We start from the raw sequence: 20,579 nt of genomic DNA, 5'->3' as shown, positions 1-20,579 counted from the left end.
GATGGCAAAGAATGTTTATCAGTTTGTAGACGTCAATCGCGTAGATCCACCTAAGAAGGCGATCGAAACACGCCGCGTGGAGTTTGTTGAGATCTACGAACCGTTCAAAGATGACCAGGCAAGCAATCAGTCCGATCGCTGTCTAGAGTGCGGTAACCCTTATTGTGAATGGAAGTGCCCTGTGCACAACTACATTCCTAACTGGCTGAAGCTGGCCAATGAGGGGCGTATCGAAGAAGCCGCAGAACTGTGCCACCAGACTAATAGCCTGCCTGAAGTGTGCGGCAGGGTCTGTCCTCAGGACCGCTTGTGCGAAGGCGCCTGTACCCTGAACGATCAGTTTGGTGCGGTCACCATCGGCTCAGTTGAGAAATATATCACCGACAAGGCCTTCGCCATGGGCTGGCGCCCGGATATGTCCCATGTGGTTGCCACCGACAAGAAGGTAGCCATTGTCGGAGCAGGGCCCGCAGGGCTGGCCTGTGCCGACATTTTGGTCCGTAATGGGGTTAAACCCGTCGTATTCGATAAATATCCCGAAATCGGCGGTTTGCTGACCTTTGGTATTCCTGCGTTTAAGCTGGAAAAAGATGTGATGACCTTGCGTCGCAAGATCTTCACTGACATGGGTATCGAATTTAAGCTTGAGACCGAAATCGGCAAAGATATTCCTTTCCAGCAGTTGCTCGATGACTATGACGCCGTGTTCCTTGGTATGGGGACCTACAAGTACATGAAGGGTGGCTTCCCCGGTGAAGAATCTGAAGGTGTCTTTGATGCCCTGCCATTCCTGGTTGCCAATACCAACCGTCTGATGGGATTCGAAAAAGACCCAGCCGACTACATAGATATGGAAGGCAAAAAAGTCGTGGTACTTGGCGGTGGTGACACGGCAATGGACTGCGTTCGTACCTCTGTTCGCCAACAGGCGGAGCGCGTTATTTGTGCCTATCGCCGTGATGCCGCCAACATGCCAGGCTCGCGTCGTGAAGTGGTTAACGCTCGGGAAGAGGGCGTGGAGTTTATGTATAACCTCCAACCTATTGAGATCGTGACCGATGGTAGTGGCAAGGCTACAGGCGTGAAGATGGTCAAAACCCAATTGGGAGCGCCAGATGCTCGCGGCCGTCGTCGTCCTGAGCCTCTCGAGGGGTCAGAGCACGTCCTTGAAGCTGATGCCGTGATCCAGGCATTTGGTTTCCAACCCAGTCCCTCACCCTGGTTCGCCGACTTTGGCATCGAACTGGATGACTGGGATCGGGTAAAAGCCCCGGAAGATGCTGAATTTAAATTCCAGACCAGCAACCCTAAGGTGTTTGCCGGTGGTGATATGGTGCGAGGCTCCGATCTGGTCGTCACCGCTATCGCCGAAGGCCGTGACGCCGCGGACGGGATCATGGATTACTTAGGGGTTTAATGCCCACTTTGCTCAGCTAAAACCAAAAGCCTCGCAAATGCGGGGCTTTTTTAGTTTCTAACCGAGGTATCCCTTGGTTACACTTACCCCATTGCAACCATAGAGATTCATTAATGAAAATTGGCATCATTGGCGCGATGGATCAGGAAGTGACCCAACTACGCGCGCAACTGACCCCAACCGGCGACACCATCAAAGATGCAGGGGTTGAGTTTTACCCGGGTGAACTCCAGGGTCACGAGGTAATTCTGCTTAAGTCAGGTATCGGTAAGGTAGCCGCAGCCATTTCAACCACCCTACTGCTGGAGCGTTTTGCGCCTGACATTGTTATCAATATCGGTTCAGCAGGCGGTTTTGATCCCTCGCTGGAAGTGGGTGATGTTGTGGTGTCCAGTGAAGTCCGATATCACGACGTTGATGTGACCGCGTTTAACTACGAGCCTGGGCAACTGCCTAACCAACCTGCGGCGTTTTCGCCAGATGAAAAGCTGGTGGCTGTCGCTGAACAGAGCCTCGCCGCAGTCGGCGAAGCCAAATCGATGAAAGGTCTGATCTGCAGCGGCGATGTGTTTATGGCAGATCCCACCCGCGTTGAGCAGGTGCGTAAGCTTTTCCCAGATATGGCCGCCTGTGAGATGGAAGCAGCCGCAGTCGCGCAAGTCTGTCATCAATTCCAGGTACCCTTTGTGGTGATCCGCGCCTTGTCTGATATTGCCGGCAAGTTCAGCCATGTATCTTTCGAGCAGTTTCTCGACAAAGCAGCCCACCACTCATCGCTAGTGGTTGCTGATATGTTGGGCAGACTTTAGAGAGGAGTTTCGCCTTGGAAGCAGTTTCGTCGTCTCTTCCCTGGCTTAATACGCTAAGCACACCACTTGTGTTGCTTGGCGTACTCCTGCTTCACCGCTATTTGCCGCTACCAGAGCATTATCATCCATTGGCATTGCTACGGGGCTTGGCCACCAACCTGCAAAAGAAGGTGTTTCCTTCTTCTGACCGTCCCCCCTCACAGCAACAGATCGCCTCGGTACTGGGCGCAACACTCCTGATTCTGCCGTTTGTCCTGATCCTGCTTATCCTGGGTGGACTCTCTGAGTACCCGGCATTATGGCAGGGCTTGATGCTTTATCTCAGCCTCGACTGGGAGCATAGCCGGCGCCGAGCGATTAACATCGCAGCGCAACTTGAGAAGGGCTATAAGGTGCAAGCCAGAGAGAGCCTTGGCCACTTGGTTTGCCGTAAATCAGCGCGCTTATCCAGCCTGGGCATCCTTAAAGCCACCATAGAGTCAGTGCTGCAACGAGCCAACCTACAACTGTTTGCGGTGCTTTTCTGGTATGTCATCGCTGGTGGTGTCGCCGCTCTCACCTATCGAGGAATAAGAGAGCTGGCGATGCAGTGGAACCCTAAACGTGAAAAATTCCGCTATTTTGGTGCGCCAATCAGCGCCATGGTACTGGTATTAGATTGGCTACCAGCGCGTCTCCTGGCACTCAGCTACGCACTTTCAGGCAACTTGAGCCGCTGGGCTAAACATAGCTTAAACTGGCTGGGTAAGTTTCCCAATAATCAGGCAGGGTTACTGGTCAGCTGTGGCGCCGACGCCCTAAAGACAGAATTGGGAGGGCCGCTTTACTATGACAAGCATAAACAACAGCGCCCCCGTATCAATCAAGGCACAGCGCCAGAGCCCATCACCATCATCAAGGCGCTCAGCCTGATCAGAAACAGTATTGGGTTTTGGATTGCACTGCTGCTGATGGGTTACTGTGGCTTACTACTGCTGGAACTTCTCGGGGTTTAGCACTGCCCAATTCAGGTTCAGAGAAAAAACGATTAACTTTTCACCAATTTTCTCACTAAAATCAGTCCCATCTTTGCCATTTATTTGGTATAAAGCGCGCCCCTTTTGGATTGGTATGACTACTTCGTTATGAGGAAGAGCTGATGAGCCTGCTGTACTGGCTTAATGTACTTGGCTTGGCCGTGTTTGCTATTTCAGGGGCCTTAATGGCTGCACGCCTGAAAATGGATCCATTCGGCGTAATTGTGCTGGCGGCACTCACCTCCATCGGTGGCGGCACTATTCGAGATATTATTCTCGATGTACCGCAAGTGTTTTGGATCGAAGAAGTCAGTTATCTGAATACCATTATCATTGCGGCCTTGGTCACCATGGTATTCGTAAACTATATCCGCAAGATCCCTGAAAAACTGATGCTGGTGGCCGATGCTGCCGGTTTGGCGCTGTTTTCGGTATTGGGAGCGCAAAAAGCACTACTGTACGGAGCCCCCGGCTCAATTGCCGTGGTGATGGGTGTTATTACGGGTGTCGCGGGCGGCATGATGCGTGACGTGGTATGTCGCCAGGTCCCCATGATTCTGCGTAAGGATATCTACGCCACTGCCAGTATTGTCAGCTGTATCACTTACACAGGGCTACTAATGTTAGGCGTTTCCGATAAAACCTCATCGCTGGTCGGCATTGGGGTTGGTTTTGTGCTGCGACTCGCGGCTATTCAGTGGCACCTGCAACTACCCGCATACCAGATCGGCAAGCGATCCTGATCAAATAGCCGGGGCACAAGTGCAACTCTTTGCGTGCCCCGTGGTCTACCCAACCAGATGATTTTGATTGGCCCATGATGTCGGCCGAATGGTTGTATGCGCACACTGAGTATTTATTGCCTATCACTGCTGTTTTGCTCCGCTGTCGTGGCCGCTGAGCCTTGGCTGCCTCTCTCTTATGCAGAGCAACCTACTCGAGGATTTAATCGGCTGATTTCTGAATCAGATGCCAACCAAGAGACTTGGGTAAAAGACAGTGATGCCGTGATCCTAGAATACCTGGGCGCACCGGATGAGGTGGAGGTGATATCTAAACAGGGGGATAACCAACTACTGGAAGTCACCCTGATGCAGCCTTTGAACCGAGCGGGTGTGGAATCCGCACTTTATCTATTGCAATTGAGCCGGACTGAGTCTGGTACCTGGCAACTCAAAAAAGCGCGCATGGCATGGCGCTGTGTCGACCAAGGCCGCTTTGATACCCGCCGCTGCCAAGACGCTTACTAGGCCTTAACCACATGGCCCCTACTAAGCCCCAAGACACCGCCTAAGGCTCAACAAAGCACAATATTTACCGCCAGACCGCCGAGCGCGGTTTCTTTGTATTTAGACTGCATATCGACACCGGTCTGGCGCATGGTTTCTATGCAAGCATCCAGTGACACCCTGTGTTTACCGTCGCCAAGCAATGCCAATCTCGCTGCGTTAATCGCCTTGATCGCCCCCATCGCGTTACGCTCTATACAGGGCACCTGAACCAGCCCTTTCACCGGATCGCAGGTCATGCCGAGATGATGCTCCATTGCCATCTCGGCCGCGTTTTCCGCCTGCGCCGCACTGCCACCAAGTACTGCACAGAGTGCGCCAGCCGCCATTGAACTGGCAACGCCTATTTCGCCCTGACACCCAACCTCTGCCGCCGAAATTGAGGCATTGCGTTTATACAACCAGCCAATAACCGCTGCAGTTAACAGGAATTCGCGTGCGCCCTCGTCAGTAGCCCCTTCAACAAAACGCATGTAATAAGCCAGCACTGCCGGGATCACACCCGCTGCACCATTGGTAGGGGCAGTCACGATCTGCCCTCCGCCAGCGTTTTCTTCATTGACCGCCAGCGCAAACATGCTGACCCAATCCATCAATGCCAGCGGATCCTGACTAAGGCTGCGCACTTTCAACCTCTGATAAAGCTGAGGTGCGCGGCGAACAACGGTGAGTCCGCCCGGTAATACTCCCTCATGGTGACACCCTCGATCGATAGCGCTAATCATCACCTCTCGGATCTTATCCAGATACTGATTGATCTCTTCCTGGCTGCTCCCCAACGACAGTTCATTTCGTCTGGCAACCGTTGCCAACCGGATCCCCTGCTGCTCACAGTGATTAAGCAACTGCTCTGCATTATCAAAAGGCAAAATGCGTTTATCTTCTGGCTCCTCGCCAGCGGTCTTTGCCGCTTCTGCAGCGGAAACAATGTAACCACCGCCGACTGAAAACCAGGTTTCAGCATGAATCACTTTGCCGTCTTGGTTAAAAGCATTGAGCTTCATGCCATTGGGATGTTCAGGTAGAAAGGTATCGCTTTGATAAATGATCTGCTTCTGTGGCGAGAAAGCCAGTTCACGCTTGCCATCAAGCTTTAACGTGTCATTGCTTCGAACTTGATGGACCGCCAGATCTGCCTGATGCGGGTCGAGTGTTTCCGGTAGGTAACCAAGTAAACCTAAAATGATTGCCTTATCAGTAGCATGACCTTCACCGGTCAATGCCAGAGAGCCATAGAGGGTACAACTGACAGCCGCTATCTGTTCGCCATGTTTATCTAACGCACGTTTGGCAAAACCCGCAGCGGCCAGCATGGGGCCCAAGGTGTGGGAACTGGAGGGGCCAATGCCCACTTTGAACATGGGGAGAACACTGAACGCTTCCATCAGGCTGTCTCGAGTTAAACGGAATCTATGCCGACTTTAACTCTATCTTGGCAAAGATCGCAGCATTCAGCCTGCCAATGATGACAGTTAACACCTGTCAGATTGGAAAACCGGCGTTACATCAGCGAGAGGGTCATTAGCTCAAGCATCTAACGTAACCAACAGCAGATCACAGGAGACATGTTTGGCTAATGTTTCTCCTGCATGGGCTGCCAGCCAGCGATGATCCATATGTTTGCCTGCAATCAGCAAGTCAGCACCGCTCTTTTCGACAGCTTTTTGCACCTGGCGGCCTAGTTCGCCATTCAACACGTAGTGGGCTGACAGTGGGTAATCAATATTGTTCGCTGCAAACAGTGCTAATTCATGCTGGCGCTTGGGTAATGTGCGCGTAGAAAGATCTAACCCCAACTCAATCTCTTCCAGCGAAGCATCACCAACACCCGGCTCAACCATCACCAATGACAGCTTGGCGCCAAATGTTCTCGCTAATTCCGCCCCGTGTAATGCCACTCTGGCGGCGTCTTCAGCTAGATCTACCGCCACCAAGATATGTTGATAAGCCATTGCAGCTCCTTGAGTTAAGCGCCAGCAGATTTCGCCAGTAACTGATAGCCAGCCCAAGCGGCAAAGGTACAACCGACGACATTGATACCGATGTTTAGGCCAAACTTGAACCACTCGCCCTGCTGCATCAACACTACGTTATCCATGGAAAATGTGGAGAAGGTTGTTAACGCACCGAGAAAACCCAAACCAATCAGTGGACGCCACGGCTCTGCAACCAAGGTGCCATTTTCAAGCAGCGCAAACAGCCCGCCCATCATCAAACTACCGACCACATTTACGGTCAGCGTTCCGTAGGGAAAGCCTTTACCAAACAGCGCAACACACCATTGAGACACGAGAAAGCGACCACAAGCACCAAATGCACCGCCAAGAGCGACAAAGGCAAGGGTGGAAATCTGAGACATAAAAGGCTCCGGGGGAAATAGCTATTGCTGGTGACCTAATGCCGAAAACAAGCAGCAAGTTAGCGACAAGGCCAAACTATAAAACGACTCACAACTTTTTTCTTGCTGAATATCTGGTTAGACGGAGACAAATCCTTCTGGCCAATGATCTTTTCCTAATTCATAGCGACAGATATAGAATCCGCTCTCTTCACCCGAGTCAGGGTTAACACTCGGAAAATCTTTAAATCCTTGCTGTATTTTTAATCTTTCCACAGCTTGTAGAGCTTCACTCTCGCTGGCGTAAATGCCCAGAGTTTTAACGCACTCGTTGCCTTCTGCAATTACATGTAGATGTTCTAGAAGGTATACATATGTCATTGATAGCACCTAACCGATTGAATAACCAAATGTTAGCAAAGCCGCATAGAGGTTTTCGAACGAAAGCGAATAAAACCATATTACTCCGACGCAACAATGCCAGAAACGTCGGCAACCAAAACGGCCAGCTCATCCCAACGCGCTTCATCAACCAATTTGGCTGGCACCATCCAGGTTCCACCACACACATGCACATTGGGCAGTGCCAGGTAATCACGTACATTCTCAGGACTAACACCGCCCGTTGGCATGAAGCTAACCGGATACACGGCTGCCAGCGCTTTGAGCATGGCTACACCACCAGATGCCTCTGCGGGAAAAAACTTAAGGGTGCGCAATCCCATCTCCATCGCCTGCTCAACTAGGCTGGGGTTATTAACCCCTGGAATAATCGGCACCCCTCGCTGCTGACAGTAGGTCACGACGGTGGGGTTAAACCCCGGGCTAACAACAAAATCAACCCCAGCGTCAATCGCCAGGTCGACCTGTTCACAACTAAGTACGGTACCCGCTCCAATCAACATCTCTGGAAACGCGTCTCGGATCTGCTTAATCGCATCAACGGCAGCGTCGGTCCGGAAAGTAACTTCACAACAAGGAAGCCCATTGGTGATCAGCACGTTGGCAAGATCAACGGCCTTATTCACATCTTTAATCGCTACGACGGGGACAACTTTAATCGCTGCCAGCCGCTGGTCTATCTCTTTCACTCTTCACTCCTTAAGGCATGGCGTGTTTAGGGATGATGGCGCCACGATGTTGAATAACCCGCCCTGCGAGATGGTGCCCACTAAGCGCAGACGCTTCGCTGGAGCCTCCCTGAATGCGCTTGGCCAGATAACCCGCACTAAAAGAATCTCCCGCTGCGGTGGTATCTATCACCTGATCCACAGCAATAGCGGAAACATACTTGGTTGCTTCTCGGGTTACGACGATACAATCCTTGCTCCCTCTGCGAATAACCACCTCACTCACACCAAACGTCTGTGTTCTGACGATGGTCTGGAGCTCTGTATTGTCGCCCCACAACTCCTGTTCATCATCATAGGTTAAGAATGCAATATCAGTGTGTTGCAACATTTTCTCGTACCAATATCGCGCGGTGCTCTGATCATCCCACAACGCGGTACGGTAGTTGTTATCAAAGGCGATGGTAACACCCGCATTGCGGCAACTGTCGAGCACCTTAAGCAGGGTTTGACGGCACGTTGACGGCAGAATCGCCAGGCTGATACCACTTATATAGATAAACTCGTGCTGGAGTAATGTTTGGGTGATCCGTTCTATCGGCTGGTTCTTAAGCCAGTACTTTGCCGCAGAGTCCTGTCGCCAGTAATAAAAGGCGCGCTCACCTTCAGGAGTCGTCTCAATGGAGTATAGTCCGGGCAGTTTGTCTTCAGACAAATAGACAGTATCCGTATTGATATGCTCCGCTTGCCAGGTTTTTAGCATCTCTCTGCTATAGGGGTCGGTGCCCAATCCTGTGACATAGGAGACAGAAATACTGCTTTGATGGGTCAGCCTGGACAAGTAAACGGCCGTGTTGAGAGTGTCACCGCCGAAACCTTGCTCTAGCTTGTCACCGTCTTTTTTCAGTTCCACCATGCATTCGCCAATCACCGCTACCCGCTTGGCCTTCACAACGCATCTCCGTCGATATACATGTTTTGATACCTTCCACTTAAAGCGCCGGGTAAGGCTACTACCCGGCAATAAAATGCTGCTTACGAGAGGCAAACAACAACACCTGACTGCGGCTTCAGTTTCCCATTTTCTGCTGATCCATAAAGCAGCTCGCCGTCAGGCAGTGCAATGCTCATGTCATTGGTCGAACGATTTATATAGATGCGCAGTTTTTCCCCATGCAAACAACGCTGGTAGATTATCAAATCCGGTTTGCCATTGTCTGGGTCCTGCACAAACTTGAAATCGCCCTCCCGCAACGCTGGCTGGGCATGACGCAGCGCCGTCAACTCAGCCACCGATTGCTGATAATGTAAGTCCTGCTGAGCTTTATCATGCCATGGGTAGGCTTGACGACAATGGGGATCATCTGCTGCAGACATGGCGATCTCATCACCGTAATAGATACAGGGCGCACCGGGCATCGTCATCAGGAATAACCAGCACAACTGCATCGCGGGCTTATTGTCCGAAAGGATCCACAATGGACGTGCCATATCATGGCTACCCATCAGGTTGAGCTGCGAGAAGTTGATCTCATCGTCATACCAGCTATGCATGGTGTCGATAACATCACGGAAGCCATTATCGTTCAGTGGCTCCAGTGTCAGGTGATTGCGCTGGTAGCCATTTAGGCTGTCTGCGCCAAAGTAACTCAATGCCGCCCAACAGAAGGTGTAGTTCATGGTGGCGTCAAACATGTCGCCCTGCAGCCAGCGCTTAGCCTCTTCCCAAACTTCGCCACAGATATAGGCCTCAGGATTTGCCGTTTTCACTACCTGACGGAAACCGCGCCAAAACTCATCGTCATCGATCTCATACGGCACATCCAAACGCCAGCCATCAATACCAAACTCCAACCAGTAGCGAGCTACCTCATAGATATAGTCTCGCACCCCTTGGTTGGCATGATTGAACTGTGGCAGAGCGGGCAGATCCCACCACGCCATATAGTTGGGCTTTTCCTCGACCGTCCTTGGGTAGGGGTTCAGTGGCCAATCCTGGACCTTAAACCAGTCCAGATAGGGCGAATCACCGCCGCATTCGAGGATGTGATGGAACGCCCAAAAACCGCGGCTGGCATGGTTAAATACGCCATCAAGGACAATCTTCATATCACGAGCATGCGCTTCATCCAGTAACGCGCGCAGCGCCTCATTCCCCCCCAACAAGGGATCCACCTGCATAAAATCAAAGGTGTGATACCTGTGGTTGCTGGCAGAGCTAAAGATAGGGCACAGGTAGATGGCTGTGATACCTAGCTGTTTCAGGTGATCCAGCTTATCGATAACACCATACAAGTTCCCCCCCTGAAAGCCCTGCTCATCCGGATCGGTACCCCAGGGTTTCAGTTGAATTCCCTTGGCCAAACTGGTGTCTTCACCCTTGGCAAAGCGATCAGGGAAGATCTGATAAAACACGGCATTGCGCACCCAAGCTGGCGTGACTATCTGGTTGCTCATAGCAGCCCCTCCGCCTTGTAAGGTTGCAGCCTAAGCTCCAGCGCCTGGCGATCTGCTGCGCTCAACTCCCACGCCATCGCCTTGAGATTCGCCTGCACCTGCTCCGGGGTCGCTGCACCAGCAATCACCGAGGTCACAGCATCTTGATCTGCCAACCAGTTAATCGCCAACTCACTTAATGGCTTACCCAGCTCAGCAGCAAACTGCTGGAGGGTAGCAACAATCTCCAGGTACTTTTTAAGCTGCTCGCCGCGAAGTTTAGGGTTGTTCATGCGCACATCATTCTCATGCAACTGGCTGGCATCAAACTGTCCACCCAACAACCCCTGCATCAATGGGCTGTAGGGGAAAAACGCCAATCCATGTTGCTGACAGTAGGGCAAGATTTCCGCTTCAGAACGATAGTCCAAACCAATGCCATGGTAGCTCTCGGGATTGCGCTCCAACATATTGTACAAGCCCTGGAAACTGTCGATTGCACTCAGCTCACAGGCCTCAGTTAGCATCGCCAGCGAGAAGTTGCTTACCCCTAGGTGACGTACTTTGCCACTCGCCTTGATCGCCTCCAGCGCCTGAAGTATCTCTTCCAGCGGGTATTCAGAGTTAGGCCAGTGGATCTGGTACAGGTCCAGATACTCAACTCCCAGACGGGCGAGGCTCTGATCAATCTCGGCCATCAAACTGTCTGTACTCAGATTGTTGCTTACCTCATTCGCATCGTTCCACACCAAGCCACATTTACTCGCAATAATCAGCGACTCTCGCTGCTTACCTTTAAGCGCCTGCCCCAGCACCGATTCGGCATGTCCCAATCCGTACACTGGCGCAACATCAAAGAAGTTCACTCCCCCCTCAATGGCCGTATGAATGGTTGCAATGGACTGCTGGTCGTCACTCATAGACCAGCTATGACCGCCAGAAATCCCCCAGCAACCGTACCCTAGCGCGGAAAATGGCAGCTCAAATCGATTAAGTTTCTTTAGTTTCATGGTGTCTAGACTCGTAATTAACCGCTTACATAAAATAGTGACTCAGGCTGATGTCGGTTGATATCAGCCTGAGTTGCCTCAAGCGTTACCTGACGGCACGCTTCGCCGCCATATCCAACGCATGATCAACCTGTTGACGTTCGGAGGTTATATTGCTTAGTGCCGTACCCACTGCCGACCAGAATCTCGCCATCTGGGGAGTGTTTGGCATAATCTCGCCCTGTTCTGCACTATCGTAGACAGCTGCCAGCTTTGGATCATTGCTCAGCTCTTGTTGCAAACTCTGGTATGCAAGTACACCCAACTCACCGCTGCGATGATATTCCTTCAGTGAATCGGCCTTCAGCAGGTACTGCTCGATAAATTCAACCGCGAGATCCCGGTTGGATGTGTTGCTGCTTAGGGCGGCCCCGTATACACCCACAAAAGGCTTGGCGACATTGCCATTGAGCGTAGGCAGCGGAGCGACGCCGAAATCAAGTCCCGCTTTGTCCAACTTACCCCAGTACCATGGCCCATTGATGACCATGGCCGTCTTACCTTCAATAAACTTCTGATCCATGATCGAGTAATCGATCTGCTTCTCCATTACGCCCTCTTTGATCAAACGAGAGATAAATTTGGCACCTAGTTTAGCGCCATCATGATTGATACCCGTGTCAGCCACGTCATACCCAGTTGTGGTTTTCTTAAATGGATAACCGCCATTGGCCGCTAAAAGTGGCCAGGAGAAATAGGAAGTGTTGTAGTCCCAGGTAATCGCTGAGACACCATGTTTTTCCTGTAGCTGATTATTCAGCTCGAATAGCTCTTCAAAGGTCGCCGGAGCTTTATCAAGCAGGGCTTTGTTATAGAGAATGCTGACCGCTTCAATGGCGATGGGATAACCATAAACTTTGTTATCGACAGTGACGGCGTCCAAGGCGTAGTCGATCACATCCTTGCGCAGATCAGCGTTTAACTTAACTTCCTGAATTAGGCCACTGCGTGCCCAGTCGCCATACCTGTCATGTGCCCAAAACAGAATGTCAGGTCCACCACCTGCAGGCGCCTGAATATCAAACATGCCAGGGGTATCTGACGATCGGATCACTGTCACCTCTATACCGGTGTCTTCAGTGAAACGGGCCGCGATGGCTTTGACAGACTCGGCACCTTTATCCACCCATATCTCCAGGGCACCATCTTTAATGCCAGCACTGACCGGCAACGACAGCAGTGCGGTACAGACCGCAGCAAGACGCGTGATCGTTTTCATGATTGATCCTTTTGTTTTATCAGCCACAACCGGATTCAGAGTACAGATCCGATACCAACCCATCATATGTAAAACTTATTTTTATATATAAAACATCAATTAACTAAGGAATGAAAACCAGATCCTTCTATTAATGGGACTGAGATCACGCTTAGCCATGGTCTCTCTGGTGCTGCAATGATCGTCAACTTCTGTTGCAGATCATTTCGGCGTTATACTCCGGCCGTTGTATCGAAGACACGAAAGCAGGAAATTGAGGTAGCAGTGAAGTCAGACACTGAAAAATCGAGTTACGCAGCACCGGCTCTGGAGAAAGGACTGGATATTTTGGAACTTTTGGCTAGGCAACAGGGGCCATTAACCAAAAATATGATCGCCGAGCGACTGGGAAGAAATATCAATGAGATATTTCGCATGCTGGCATGTCTACAAGAACGCGGCTACCTCTATGTCGATAGCGCAGGCGGTATACAGTTGACCCTGCGTATGTGGCAAATGGCCCATGCCTATCCACCACAGGAAAGGCTTCGTGCCCAGGCGTTTCCTGTCATGCAAACCCTTAGCGAGCAAACATCCCAATCTTGCCATCTGGTTGTCCCAGAAGAGGGCAAACTTTACGTGCTCGCCAAACAGGACAGCCCCAGCAAAATGGGATTTTCGGTACGCGTAGGCGCCGAGGTTGACATATTCGAATCAACTTCTGGTTGGTTACTATTAGCCTTAGCATCAACGTCTATAAAACAAAGCCTATGGCACCGGCCGCCCATTAATCCGGCACAAAAGCTAGAAATTGAGAATGAGCTGGTCAATATTCGCAGTAATGCCCGTGTCGTTCGAGAAAGCATGCAGGTGAAAGGGATCACTAATATTAGCTTCCCAATTTGCAATGATCAGGGAGAAGCGTTCGCCGTCCTTACCATGCCTTTTATGGATGCCTACCAGAGCAACATGAAAGAGACTGGACTACCCCTTGAGGATACTATTGAAGCGTGCAGAAAAGCGGCCAATGTCATACAAAACGCGCTGGGGTTTAATGGCAACTAGTATCAGAGATTCCATCGTTGCCATCTCACTTGCAATCTGACTGAACTAAAAATGGCGCAATCTCGATCGCGCCATTTTTGATTGGGAGTACCTTTAACTAAGGCAAAGTGATTACGCTAACGTCACTCGCGCAAACTTACGCTTACCGACTTGGTAAACAGCCGTGCCATTTTCCAACTCGACTTTGGCATCAGCAACTTTCTCGCCATCTATCTTCACAGCGCCCTGCTTCACCATACGCATCGCTTCTGAAGTACTGCCAACCAAACCAGCGTCCTTCAGCAGGTTTGCCAATGGCAGTCCTGCATCAAAGCTGAACTCAGGCATCTCATCTGGGATCGCGTTCTTTTGGAAACGCTGAATAAAGTCCTGATGTGCACCTTCTGCCGCAGCTTCGTCATGGAAGCGAGCGATAATCTCTTTTGCCAGCAGGATCTTGTAATCACGAGGATTAGCGCCATCATTTACGGCCTCTTTGAACTCAGCGAGCTCTGCCAATGGGCGGAAGCTCAGCAGGTCAAAATAATCCCACATAAGATCATCAGAGATAGACATGATCTTGCCGAACATTTCGTTTGGCGCATCACTGATGCCGATATAGTTGTTAGCAGACTTGGACATCTTCTTCACACCGTCCAGACCAACCAGCAGAGGCATCATTACGACACACTGTGTTTTCTGGCCAGCATCTTTCTGCAGCTCCCGGCCCATAAGCAGGTTGAATTTCTGGTCGGTACCACCGAGTTCAACGTCGGCTTTCAATGCAACGGAGTCGTAGCCCTGCAACAGCGGATACATAAATTCATGAATAGCGATAGGCTGACTGTCGGCATAACGCTTTTTGAAATCATCACGCTCGAGCATACGTGCCACAGTCTGTTTTGACGCCAGACGGATCATGCCCTCTGCGCCCAGTTCGCTCAGCCACTTTGAATTGAATTCGATACGGGTCTTTTCTGGATCAAGGATCTTAAAGATCTGCTCTTTGTAGGTTTCAGCGTTGCGCAACACATCTTCACGCGTTAACGGCGGACGGGTGCTGTTTTTGCCTGAAGGGTCGCCCACCATGGCAGTAAAATCACCAATCAGAAATACAACTTCATGACCCAGCTGCTGGAACTGACGCAGTTTGTTCATGATCACCGTGTGACCCAGATGAATATCTGGCGCAGTGGGGTCTGCCCCCAACTTAACTACGAGTGGACGGCCCTCTTTTAGCTTGGCCACCAACTCCTCTTCAACCAGGATCTCTTCGGCGCCTCGCTTGATTTCGGCTAATGCTGCCTGCCAGTCACTCATTCGTTTTGTCTCCGTGGAACTTGGAATTTTTAAAAATAAAGCGCGATTGTACGAAATAGCGTCGAAGAGGGAAACCGTGTATGCTGGGCGCGATAGTTGCATTGTGTATATAATTCGCAATGTACGGATGAATTCAGATGTACACGCAAGACCCGGCTATGAATGATTTTATTGAACAGCTGCCCAAACAGCATAAGGTACTGGTAGGCATCATCAGTGTCATTACGCTGTTGCTTATCTTCATGCCAGTGGATGACGCCAGTGCCTCAAGAAATACTGACGATCCCTCATTGGAACTGGGCAAGCGCTATCCGCTTTCTCTCGAAGTCGCCCCAGTTGGCGCCGAACAAAAACCTCTGGCTGGACCAGAACTTAAAGCGCTACCTCAAGTGCAAACCTCTGCGCCGGAAGCAGCTCCCCTCGTCGAATTAAGCTGGCAAACCTTTACCGTCAAGAGCGGCGACTCGCTGGCAAAAATTTTTCAGCGAGCAGGTTTTAGCCCTCGCACTCTGCACGATATCGCGTCTCTGGGTGCGGAAACCAAAGCCCTTAAAAAGATTCACCCCGGTGACAAAATCAAATTTGGTGCCGATGCCGAAGGCAAACTTATCCAGCTGGTTTACCCCATGGATAAGATTAAAACCCTTCAAGTAACCCTGGCTGGAGACCAGTTCGAAGCTGAAGAGTTGGTCAAACAGGTAGAGAGTCGCACCAAGTTTGCTGCGGCAACTATCACCTCTAACTTCTACAATGCCGGTGTTGACGCGGGCCTGAGTCCTAACCAGATCATGAGCCTGGCCACCATTTTTGGCTGGGATATCGATTTTGCATTGGATCTTCGCAAAGGCGACAGCTTCAGTGTCATGTATGAAGAAAAGTACGCGGATGGTGAGAGAGTCGGTGAAGGTGCCATTGTGGCAGCCGAGTTTGTAAACCAGGGCGATGAGTATCAGGCCGTCCGTCACACCGACGGTGTTTACTACACGCCGGAAGGTAAAGCGATGAAAAAAGCCTTCCTGCGTGCTCCTGTAAGCTTTAAGTACATCAGCTCCAGCTTCAATCCCCGCCGCCTGCACCCCGTCACGGGCAAGGTTCGCCCACACAACGGTATCGACTATGCAGCAAAAACCGGCACACCTGTTATGGCCGCCGGTGATGGACGCGTGACCAAATCGGGTTACAGCAAGCTAAACGGTAACTATGTCTTCATCAAACATGGTGAGGGTGTGATCACCAAATACCTGCATCTGCACAAGCGTTACGTTAAAACTAACGCCCGCGTAAAACAGGGCCAGAAGATAGGCACTGTCGGTGCAACAGGCCGGGTAACGGGTCCACACCTACACTATGAATTCCTGGTCAATGGCGTTCACCGCAATCCACGAACGGTGAAACTGCCTGATGCCAAACCGATTAAATCCAGTGACAAGGACGCGTTTGTGGCCCATGCCTCGGATATGATCAGTCAGCTCAATGCGAATAGACGCTTACTTCTAGCTCTTAATAATTAATGGCGAAATACTTTATTGGCCTGATGTCAGGCACTAGCATGGACGGCATAGATGCCGTCCTTGCAGATTTCTCTAGCTCTTCCCCTTTCGTCCTAGCATCACACCAGCATCCAATTCCTGAGACTCTCAAATCTGAGCTCCACCAACTTTGTCAGCCCGGCGAGAATGAAATCAATCGCATGGGTAGTGCTGACCGCCTTATGGGCCAATTGTTTGCTGATGCGGTGAATCAACTACTCTGTCAGGCAGATATAGATGGTGAAGATGTGGTGGCCATTGGCTGTCATGGCCAAACAGTACGACATCATCCCGATGGATTGGGTATTAATCAGGCTGGTTTCACTCTGCAGATCGGAGACCCTAACACAGTTGCGGTTGAAACCGGTATCGATGTGATTGCTGACTTCAGGCGGAAAGATATCGCGTTGGGTGGCCAGGGCGCACCATTAGTGCCTGCGTTTCATCAGTCACTATTTCAGCACGACGATATCGATCGTGTCATTCTCAATATTGGGGGCATCGCCAACATCAGTTGGTTACCTGCCAGCGGTGATATGTTTGGTTTTGATACCGGCCCGGGAAACACCTTGATGGACCAATGGTGTCAGTCGCACCTTGGCCAGCCTTATGACAAAAATGGTGAATGGGCGGCGTCTGCAGAGCCCTGTGATGAACTGCTTAATGCACTAATGTCGGACCCCTACTTTGCAAGGGAGGTCCCGAAAAGTACTGGCAGGGAGCTATTTAACTTGGATTGGCTGCAGGCTCGACTTGCCATGATAACCCCTCTGCCTGCAGACCAGGTGCAGGCGACGCTCGCTGAGTTTACCGCCAGAACCATTGCCGACCAAATCAATAAGCTTCCCGCCAAATCTGCAGCTAAAGAAGTTTGGGTATGTGGTGGAGGCGCAAGAAACCCACTATTGATGGCTAAGCTGAAAAAGCTCCTACCCACCTACAACATCGCAGCCCTAGACGACCTCGGGTATTCGGCAGACGACCTGGAGGGCCTGGCTTTTGCCTGGCTTGCTTATCGCTTTACAGAACGTTTATCAGGCAATCTTCCGAGCGTAACCGGAGCCGAGAGAGAAGCGGTATTGGGTGGCTACTACCCGGCATGCTGAGACCAGGTATAAAAAAACGCGCTGATTAAGCGCGTTTTTTCAATACATACTGAATACTTAAACTGAGAACGAGGAACCGCAACCGCAGGTTGTCGTGGCATTGGGATTGTTTACGAAGAAACGAGATCCTTCCAAGCCTTCGGTGTAATCAACTTCACCACCAACTAAGTATTGCAGGCTCATAGGGTCAATCACCAAGGTGACACCACTTTTTTCAATGGTAGTGTCACCGTCATTAACCTTCTCGTCGAATGTAAAGCCATATTGAAATCCAGAGCAACCACCACCGGTGACATAGACCCGCAGCTTCAGTGCTGGATTCTCTTCCTCTTCAATCAGCGTCTTTACTTTGCTGGCTGCAGATTCAGAAAAACCGATTGGAGTGGCCTCAGCGGCTAGCGACATGACGTAAACCCTTTTAAAAAACTACGTGTAAATTATCCAATACCTGAGTGCTACGTTCAAGTATTGTTCAATAACTGATCCCAACGATACATCCGTGCCGTAGTATTCGACTTTCGAGTACGGCTCTTCGAGAGTGTCGCCCTGACTTCGATCTGCTCCGGCACAAAACCTTCCGGTAACGTAAAAGCACCCTCTATCTCCTGAAAATAGCGGAAACTGAACTTCTGTTGTTTAGCCGATAGCCCCGCTAGCTCGGACAGATTAAGGGTTGCGGGCTCTCCTGCCTGGCTTCCTTCCAGGCGCAGCTCAAAACCACCTTTGGCAAACTGCTTGGCACGCTTCAGCTGCATCAGCACCAAACGAAAGCGGTAGTAGCCTTCGCTGGCTGAAGCAATAACCTTGAACTCATCAATGACCACACCCGCCGCTTCCTTTTCGGGTGCCATGATCTTGCGATAAAACGTGAGCTCTCGGCGCTGTTCATACAATTCATTGAGATGAACTGCTAACTCGTCCCGCATCGCCTGGTTGGTTGACTGTTCGATCTTCAACTCAGCTATCAAGCTTTCAACCTGCGACTCCAGCCCGATCTGGCTTGCTGAGCGCTGATCGGCATCTTGCTGCCAATGAGTGAGCTCGCCATATAAGCTCGATTTCCCCATCTCACCAATAAACAAACCGAGCATCAATGCACTCCAAGCACCCAACAGGGCGATGCGATGTTTTCGGATCCAGGTAAGGGAAGTAACTAAAGCGCTACGTAACTGGTTTAAATTATCGTTATCACTCACAGAATCATGTAATCTACTGTTATTACTAATTGAAAACTGCCCTAGCGGCTATGCAGACTCAGCAGCGGCATGGATAGCCTACCGTTTATCAAACATCTTCGCCAAGCACTCTCCTTTCCCAGTGTAACGATTTATCACTGCATCATGGGACTGGTCGGAGGCATTTCCGCTGCAACCCTGATCCTAATCTTTCGCTTTCTGGTTGAGTTCACCCAACATGCACTTGTGGGCGAAGCGAAGGATTTTACCACACTCGAGCAATGGCAGAGCTTTTTACTTCCTATCGGTGGTGCAGCCCTGACCCTGATCCTGGCGCTGGCCATGGGCGTTAAATACTATCGCCTTGGTATTCCCTTTGTTATTTACCGGGTCAAGTACCACCATGGCCTAATCCCCCTGCGCAACACCATCAACCAGTTTCTTGGTGCCACCCTGGCCCTGGTCAGTGGGTTTTCTGTAGGTCGTGAAGGTCCCGCGGTGCACTTGGGAGCCGCAGGCAGCTCCATGCTTGGTCACTATCTCAAGTTGCCATACAACGCGACACGAATTCTGGCTGCCAGCGGTATTGCTGCCGGCATATCAGCTTCATTTAATACGCCACTGGCGGCAGTTATCTTTGTCATGGAGGTAGTGCTCAGGGAATACAAGATACACATGTTTATTCCCATCATGCTGGCATCCGCCTGCGGCTCAATCATGAGCCGTTTGGCATTTGGAGACCAACACAGTTACGAAGCACTCAATTTTGTTGTGATTGACCAGATCCACCAAGTGCCCTACCTGCTAGTGCTGGGACTGGTGATCGGCGTCATGGCAGCCATGTTTAACCAGCTCTTGCTGATGTGCATGCGCAGCGGCCAGAATCTTCCTTTGGCTGCGCGCATTATGATCGCAGCGATTGCAACAGGCACGCTTGCCACCCTGTTCCCGGAAATCATGGGAACAGAAGATGCCTCGGTCAATCTGGCATTAAGTGAATCACCCGCCATGTCGCTATTGATCGGTGTCTTTGTTGGCAAGATGGTCGCAACGGTATTGGCCATTGGCTTAGGCATACCCGGTGGCCTTATCGGTCCTCTGTTTGCCCTAGGCGCCTTGGCCGGGGCGCTGACCATGCAGATGATGCTTCAGGTTGCGCCTGAATTGGAGACCTATGGTGATCTCTACGTTGTCATCGGTATGGCATCGATGATGGGCACATCTCTGAACGCACCAATGGCCGCCCTAGTGGCAATTTTGGAATCAACCAACACACCTGCCATGATCGTTCCGGCGATGCTGGTATTAATTACCGCACAGCTGGTTGCGACACAGCTATTTAAAACCCGTTCTGCTTTCCTCACTCAGATGGAGCTGCAGCGCCTGCCTTATCAGGTCTCACCCGTCGTATTGAACCTGCAAAAGATCGGGGTCCAGGCTGTGATGCAAACAGACTTCGTTTTGTTGGAACGCCCAGACGATGAACAGATCCATCATGCACTATCTCGCGCTGGTGACCGTCCAGTGTTAATCGTCAACCAGGGCGATCAACCCTGGCGCTATGTAACGCCAGATGCTTCCAAAGAATGTGGCTATCACACACAAAAAATGCCCGAACTCAGTGCCCGTCGCACACTAGGCGATGTCTATGAACAGTTGTCCAAAAAGCGCCGTGGCGCTGCCATGATCCACATGGGTGACGTCAATAAGCCTGTTGGAGTGGTCAGTTGGCAACAGCTCGCACAACGGCTACACCAAGACCTCGGCTAACCCATTCTCCGAC

The 20,579-nt window shown here is 51.0% G+C and carries 21 protein-coding genes; 9 read left to right on the top strand and 12 right to left on the bottom strand.

What is annotated here, in order from left to right:
- The first annotated feature begins 1 nt into the window (after nucleotide 1).
- The 5 genes from ABEA14_RS07370 (at nucleotide 2) to ABEA14_RS07350 (ending at nucleotide 4,492) form a co-directional block, all read left to right on the top strand.
- Nucleotides 2-1,417: an FAD-dependent oxidoreductase gene (locus ABEA14_RS07370; protein WP_345339257.1), complete on the top strand. Its 1,416-nt coding sequence runs from the start codon at nucleotides 2-4 to the stop codon at nucleotides 1,415-1,417.
- Between the two features lie 113 nt (nucleotides 1,418-1,530).
- Nucleotides 1,531-2,226, top strand: coding sequence for a 5'-methylthioadenosine/S-adenosylhomocysteine nucleosidase (gene mtnN, locus ABEA14_RS07365; RefSeq protein ID WP_345339256.1), 696 nt, complete (start codon nucleotides 1,531-1,533; stop codon nucleotides 2,224-2,226).
- Nucleotides 2,227-2,240: 14 nt separating this feature from the next.
- Complete coding sequence (locus ABEA14_RS07360; protein ID WP_345339255.1) at nucleotides 2,241-3,221, top strand: cobalamin biosynthesis protein CobD/CbiB; 981 nt, start codon at nucleotides 2,241-2,243, stop codon at nucleotides 3,219-3,221.
- A gap of 143 nt (nucleotides 3,222-3,364) precedes the next feature.
- The gene (locus tag ABEA14_RS07355; RefSeq protein ID WP_377776220.1) at nucleotides 3,365-3,985 is read left to right on the top strand and encodes a trimeric intracellular cation channel family protein; all 621 of its coding nucleotides are present in this window, start codon (nucleotides 3,365-3,367) and stop codon (nucleotides 3,983-3,985) included.
- 96 nt (nucleotides 3,986-4,081) lie between these two features.
- Nucleotides 4,082-4,492, top strand: coding sequence for a hypothetical protein (locus ABEA14_RS07350; RefSeq protein WP_345339254.1), 411 nt, complete (start codon nucleotides 4,082-4,084; stop codon nucleotides 4,490-4,492).
- A gap of 47 nt (nucleotides 4,493-4,539) precedes the next feature.
- Here ABEA14_RS07350 and ABEA14_RS07345 read toward each other — a convergent pair whose 3' ends face one another.
- The 9 genes from ABEA14_RS07345 to malE all read right to left on the bottom strand — a co-directional run bounded on the left by ABEA14_RS07345 (nucleotide 4,540) and on the right by malE (nucleotide 12,643).
- Nucleotides 4,540-5,916 carry an L-serine ammonia-lyase gene (locus ABEA14_RS07345; protein WP_345339253.1) on the bottom strand — a complete coding sequence of 459 codons (1,377 nt, stop codon included), beginning with the start codon at nucleotides 5,914-5,916 and terminating at the stop codon, nucleotides 4,540-4,542.
- Between the two features lie 141 nt (nucleotides 5,917-6,057).
- Nucleotides 6,058-6,483 (bottom strand): universal stress protein, encoded by a 426-nt coding sequence (locus ABEA14_RS07340; RefSeq protein WP_345339252.1) that lies wholly within the window; start codon nucleotides 6,481-6,483, stop codon nucleotides 6,058-6,060.
- A gap of 14 nt (nucleotides 6,484-6,497) precedes the next feature.
- Nucleotides 6,498-6,890, bottom strand: coding sequence for a fluoride efflux transporter CrcB (gene crcB, locus ABEA14_RS07335; protein WP_345339251.1), 393 nt, complete (start codon nucleotides 6,888-6,890; stop codon nucleotides 6,498-6,500).
- Nucleotides 6,891-7,007: 117 nt separating this feature from the next.
- Nucleotides 7,008-7,250, bottom strand: a complete 243-nt coding sequence (locus ABEA14_RS07330) for a DUF7336 domain-containing protein (protein WP_345339250.1) — start codon at nucleotides 7,248-7,250, stop codon at nucleotides 7,008-7,010.
- An 80-nt stretch (nucleotides 7,251-7,330) separates the two neighbouring features.
- On the bottom strand, nucleotides 7,331-7,960 hold the full coding sequence (locus tag ABEA14_RS07325) for a bifunctional 4-hydroxy-2-oxoglutarate aldolase/2-dehydro-3-deoxy-phosphogluconate aldolase (protein WP_345339249.1): 630 nt from the start codon (nucleotides 7,958-7,960) through the stop codon (nucleotides 7,331-7,333).
- A gap of 10 nt (nucleotides 7,961-7,970) precedes the next feature.
- Complete coding sequence (gene kdgK, locus ABEA14_RS07320) at nucleotides 7,971-8,891, bottom strand: 2-dehydro-3-deoxygluconokinase (RefSeq protein ID WP_345339248.1); 921 nt, start codon at nucleotides 8,889-8,891, stop codon at nucleotides 7,971-7,973.
- A gap of 83 nt (nucleotides 8,892-8,974) precedes the next feature.
- On the bottom strand, nucleotides 8,975-10,396 hold the full coding sequence (locus tag ABEA14_RS07315; protein WP_345339247.1) for a glycoside hydrolase family 13 protein: 1,422 nt from the start codon (nucleotides 10,394-10,396) through the stop codon (nucleotides 8,975-8,977).
- Nucleotides 10,393-11,385 carry an aldo/keto reductase gene (locus ABEA14_RS07310; RefSeq protein ID WP_345339246.1) on the bottom strand — a complete coding sequence of 331 codons (993 nt, stop codon included), beginning with the start codon at nucleotides 11,383-11,385 and terminating at the stop codon, nucleotides 10,393-10,395. The genes ABEA14_RS07315 and ABEA14_RS07310 overlap by 4 nt, the downstream gene beginning before the upstream one ends.
- A gap of 85 nt (nucleotides 11,386-11,470) precedes the next feature.
- Entirely contained in the window at nucleotides 11,471-12,643 is a 1,173-nt protein-coding gene (gene malE, locus ABEA14_RS07305; RefSeq protein WP_345339245.1) for a maltose/maltodextrin ABC transporter substrate-binding protein MalE, read from the bottom strand.
- Between the two features lie 264 nt (nucleotides 12,644-12,907).
- On the opposite strand from malE, the gene ABEA14_RS07300 reads away from it, so the two are divergent.
- Nucleotides 12,908-13,687 (top strand): IclR family transcriptional regulator, encoded by a 780-nt coding sequence (locus ABEA14_RS07300; protein WP_345339244.1) that lies wholly within the window; start codon nucleotides 12,908-12,910, stop codon nucleotides 13,685-13,687.
- Between the two features lie 111 nt (nucleotides 13,688-13,798).
- Here ABEA14_RS07300 and tyrS read toward each other — a convergent pair whose 3' ends face one another.
- Nucleotides 13,799-14,986, bottom strand: a complete 1,188-nt coding sequence (gene tyrS / locus ABEA14_RS07295) for a tyrosine--tRNA ligase (protein ID WP_345339243.1) — start codon at nucleotides 14,984-14,986, stop codon at nucleotides 13,799-13,801.
- Nucleotides 14,987-15,144: 158 nt separating this feature from the next.
- On the opposite strand from tyrS, the gene ABEA14_RS07290 reads away from it, so the two are divergent.
- Nucleotides 15,145-16,497, top strand: a complete 1,353-nt coding sequence (locus ABEA14_RS07290; RefSeq protein ID WP_345339417.1) for a peptidoglycan DD-metalloendopeptidase family protein — start codon at nucleotides 15,145-15,147, stop codon at nucleotides 16,495-16,497.
- The gene (locus tag ABEA14_RS07285) at nucleotides 16,497-17,621 is read left to right on the top strand and encodes an anhydro-N-acetylmuramic acid kinase (protein WP_345339242.1); all 1,125 of its coding nucleotides are present in this window, start codon (nucleotides 16,497-16,499) and stop codon (nucleotides 17,619-17,621) included. The genes ABEA14_RS07290 and ABEA14_RS07285 overlap by 1 nt, the downstream gene beginning before the upstream one ends.
- Nucleotides 17,622-17,678: 57 nt before the next feature.
- Here the strand turns inward: ABEA14_RS07285 and erpA are convergent, their stop codons facing one another.
- Both erpA and ABEA14_RS07275 read right to left on the bottom strand, forming a co-directional pair.
- Entirely contained in the window at nucleotides 17,679-18,026 is a 348-nt protein-coding gene (gene erpA / locus ABEA14_RS07280) for an iron-sulfur cluster insertion protein ErpA (protein WP_345339241.1), read from the bottom strand.
- 56 nt (nucleotides 18,027-18,082) lie between these two features.
- The gene (locus ABEA14_RS07275) at nucleotides 18,083-18,817 is read right to left on the bottom strand and encodes a DUF6776 family protein (protein ID WP_345339240.1); all 735 of its coding nucleotides are present in this window, start codon (nucleotides 18,815-18,817) and stop codon (nucleotides 18,083-18,085) included.
- A 69-nt stretch (nucleotides 18,818-18,886) separates the two neighbouring features.
- Here ABEA14_RS07275 and ABEA14_RS07270 point away from each other — a divergent pair, with 69 nt between their 5' ends.
- Entirely contained in the window at nucleotides 18,887-20,566 is a 1,680-nt protein-coding gene (locus tag ABEA14_RS07270; RefSeq protein ID WP_345339239.1) for a chloride channel protein, read from the top strand.
- Nucleotides 20,567-20,579 lie beyond the last annotated feature (13 nt).

The sequence above is a fragment of the Corallincola platygyrae genome (genome assembly GCF_039544265.1).
Classification (GTDB): domain Bacteria; phylum Pseudomonadota; class Gammaproteobacteria; order Enterobacterales; family Neiellaceae; genus Corallincola; species Corallincola platygyrae.
Note: the sequence above shows the minus strand (reverse complement) of the source record. Positions and strands in the feature narration are given on the sequence as shown.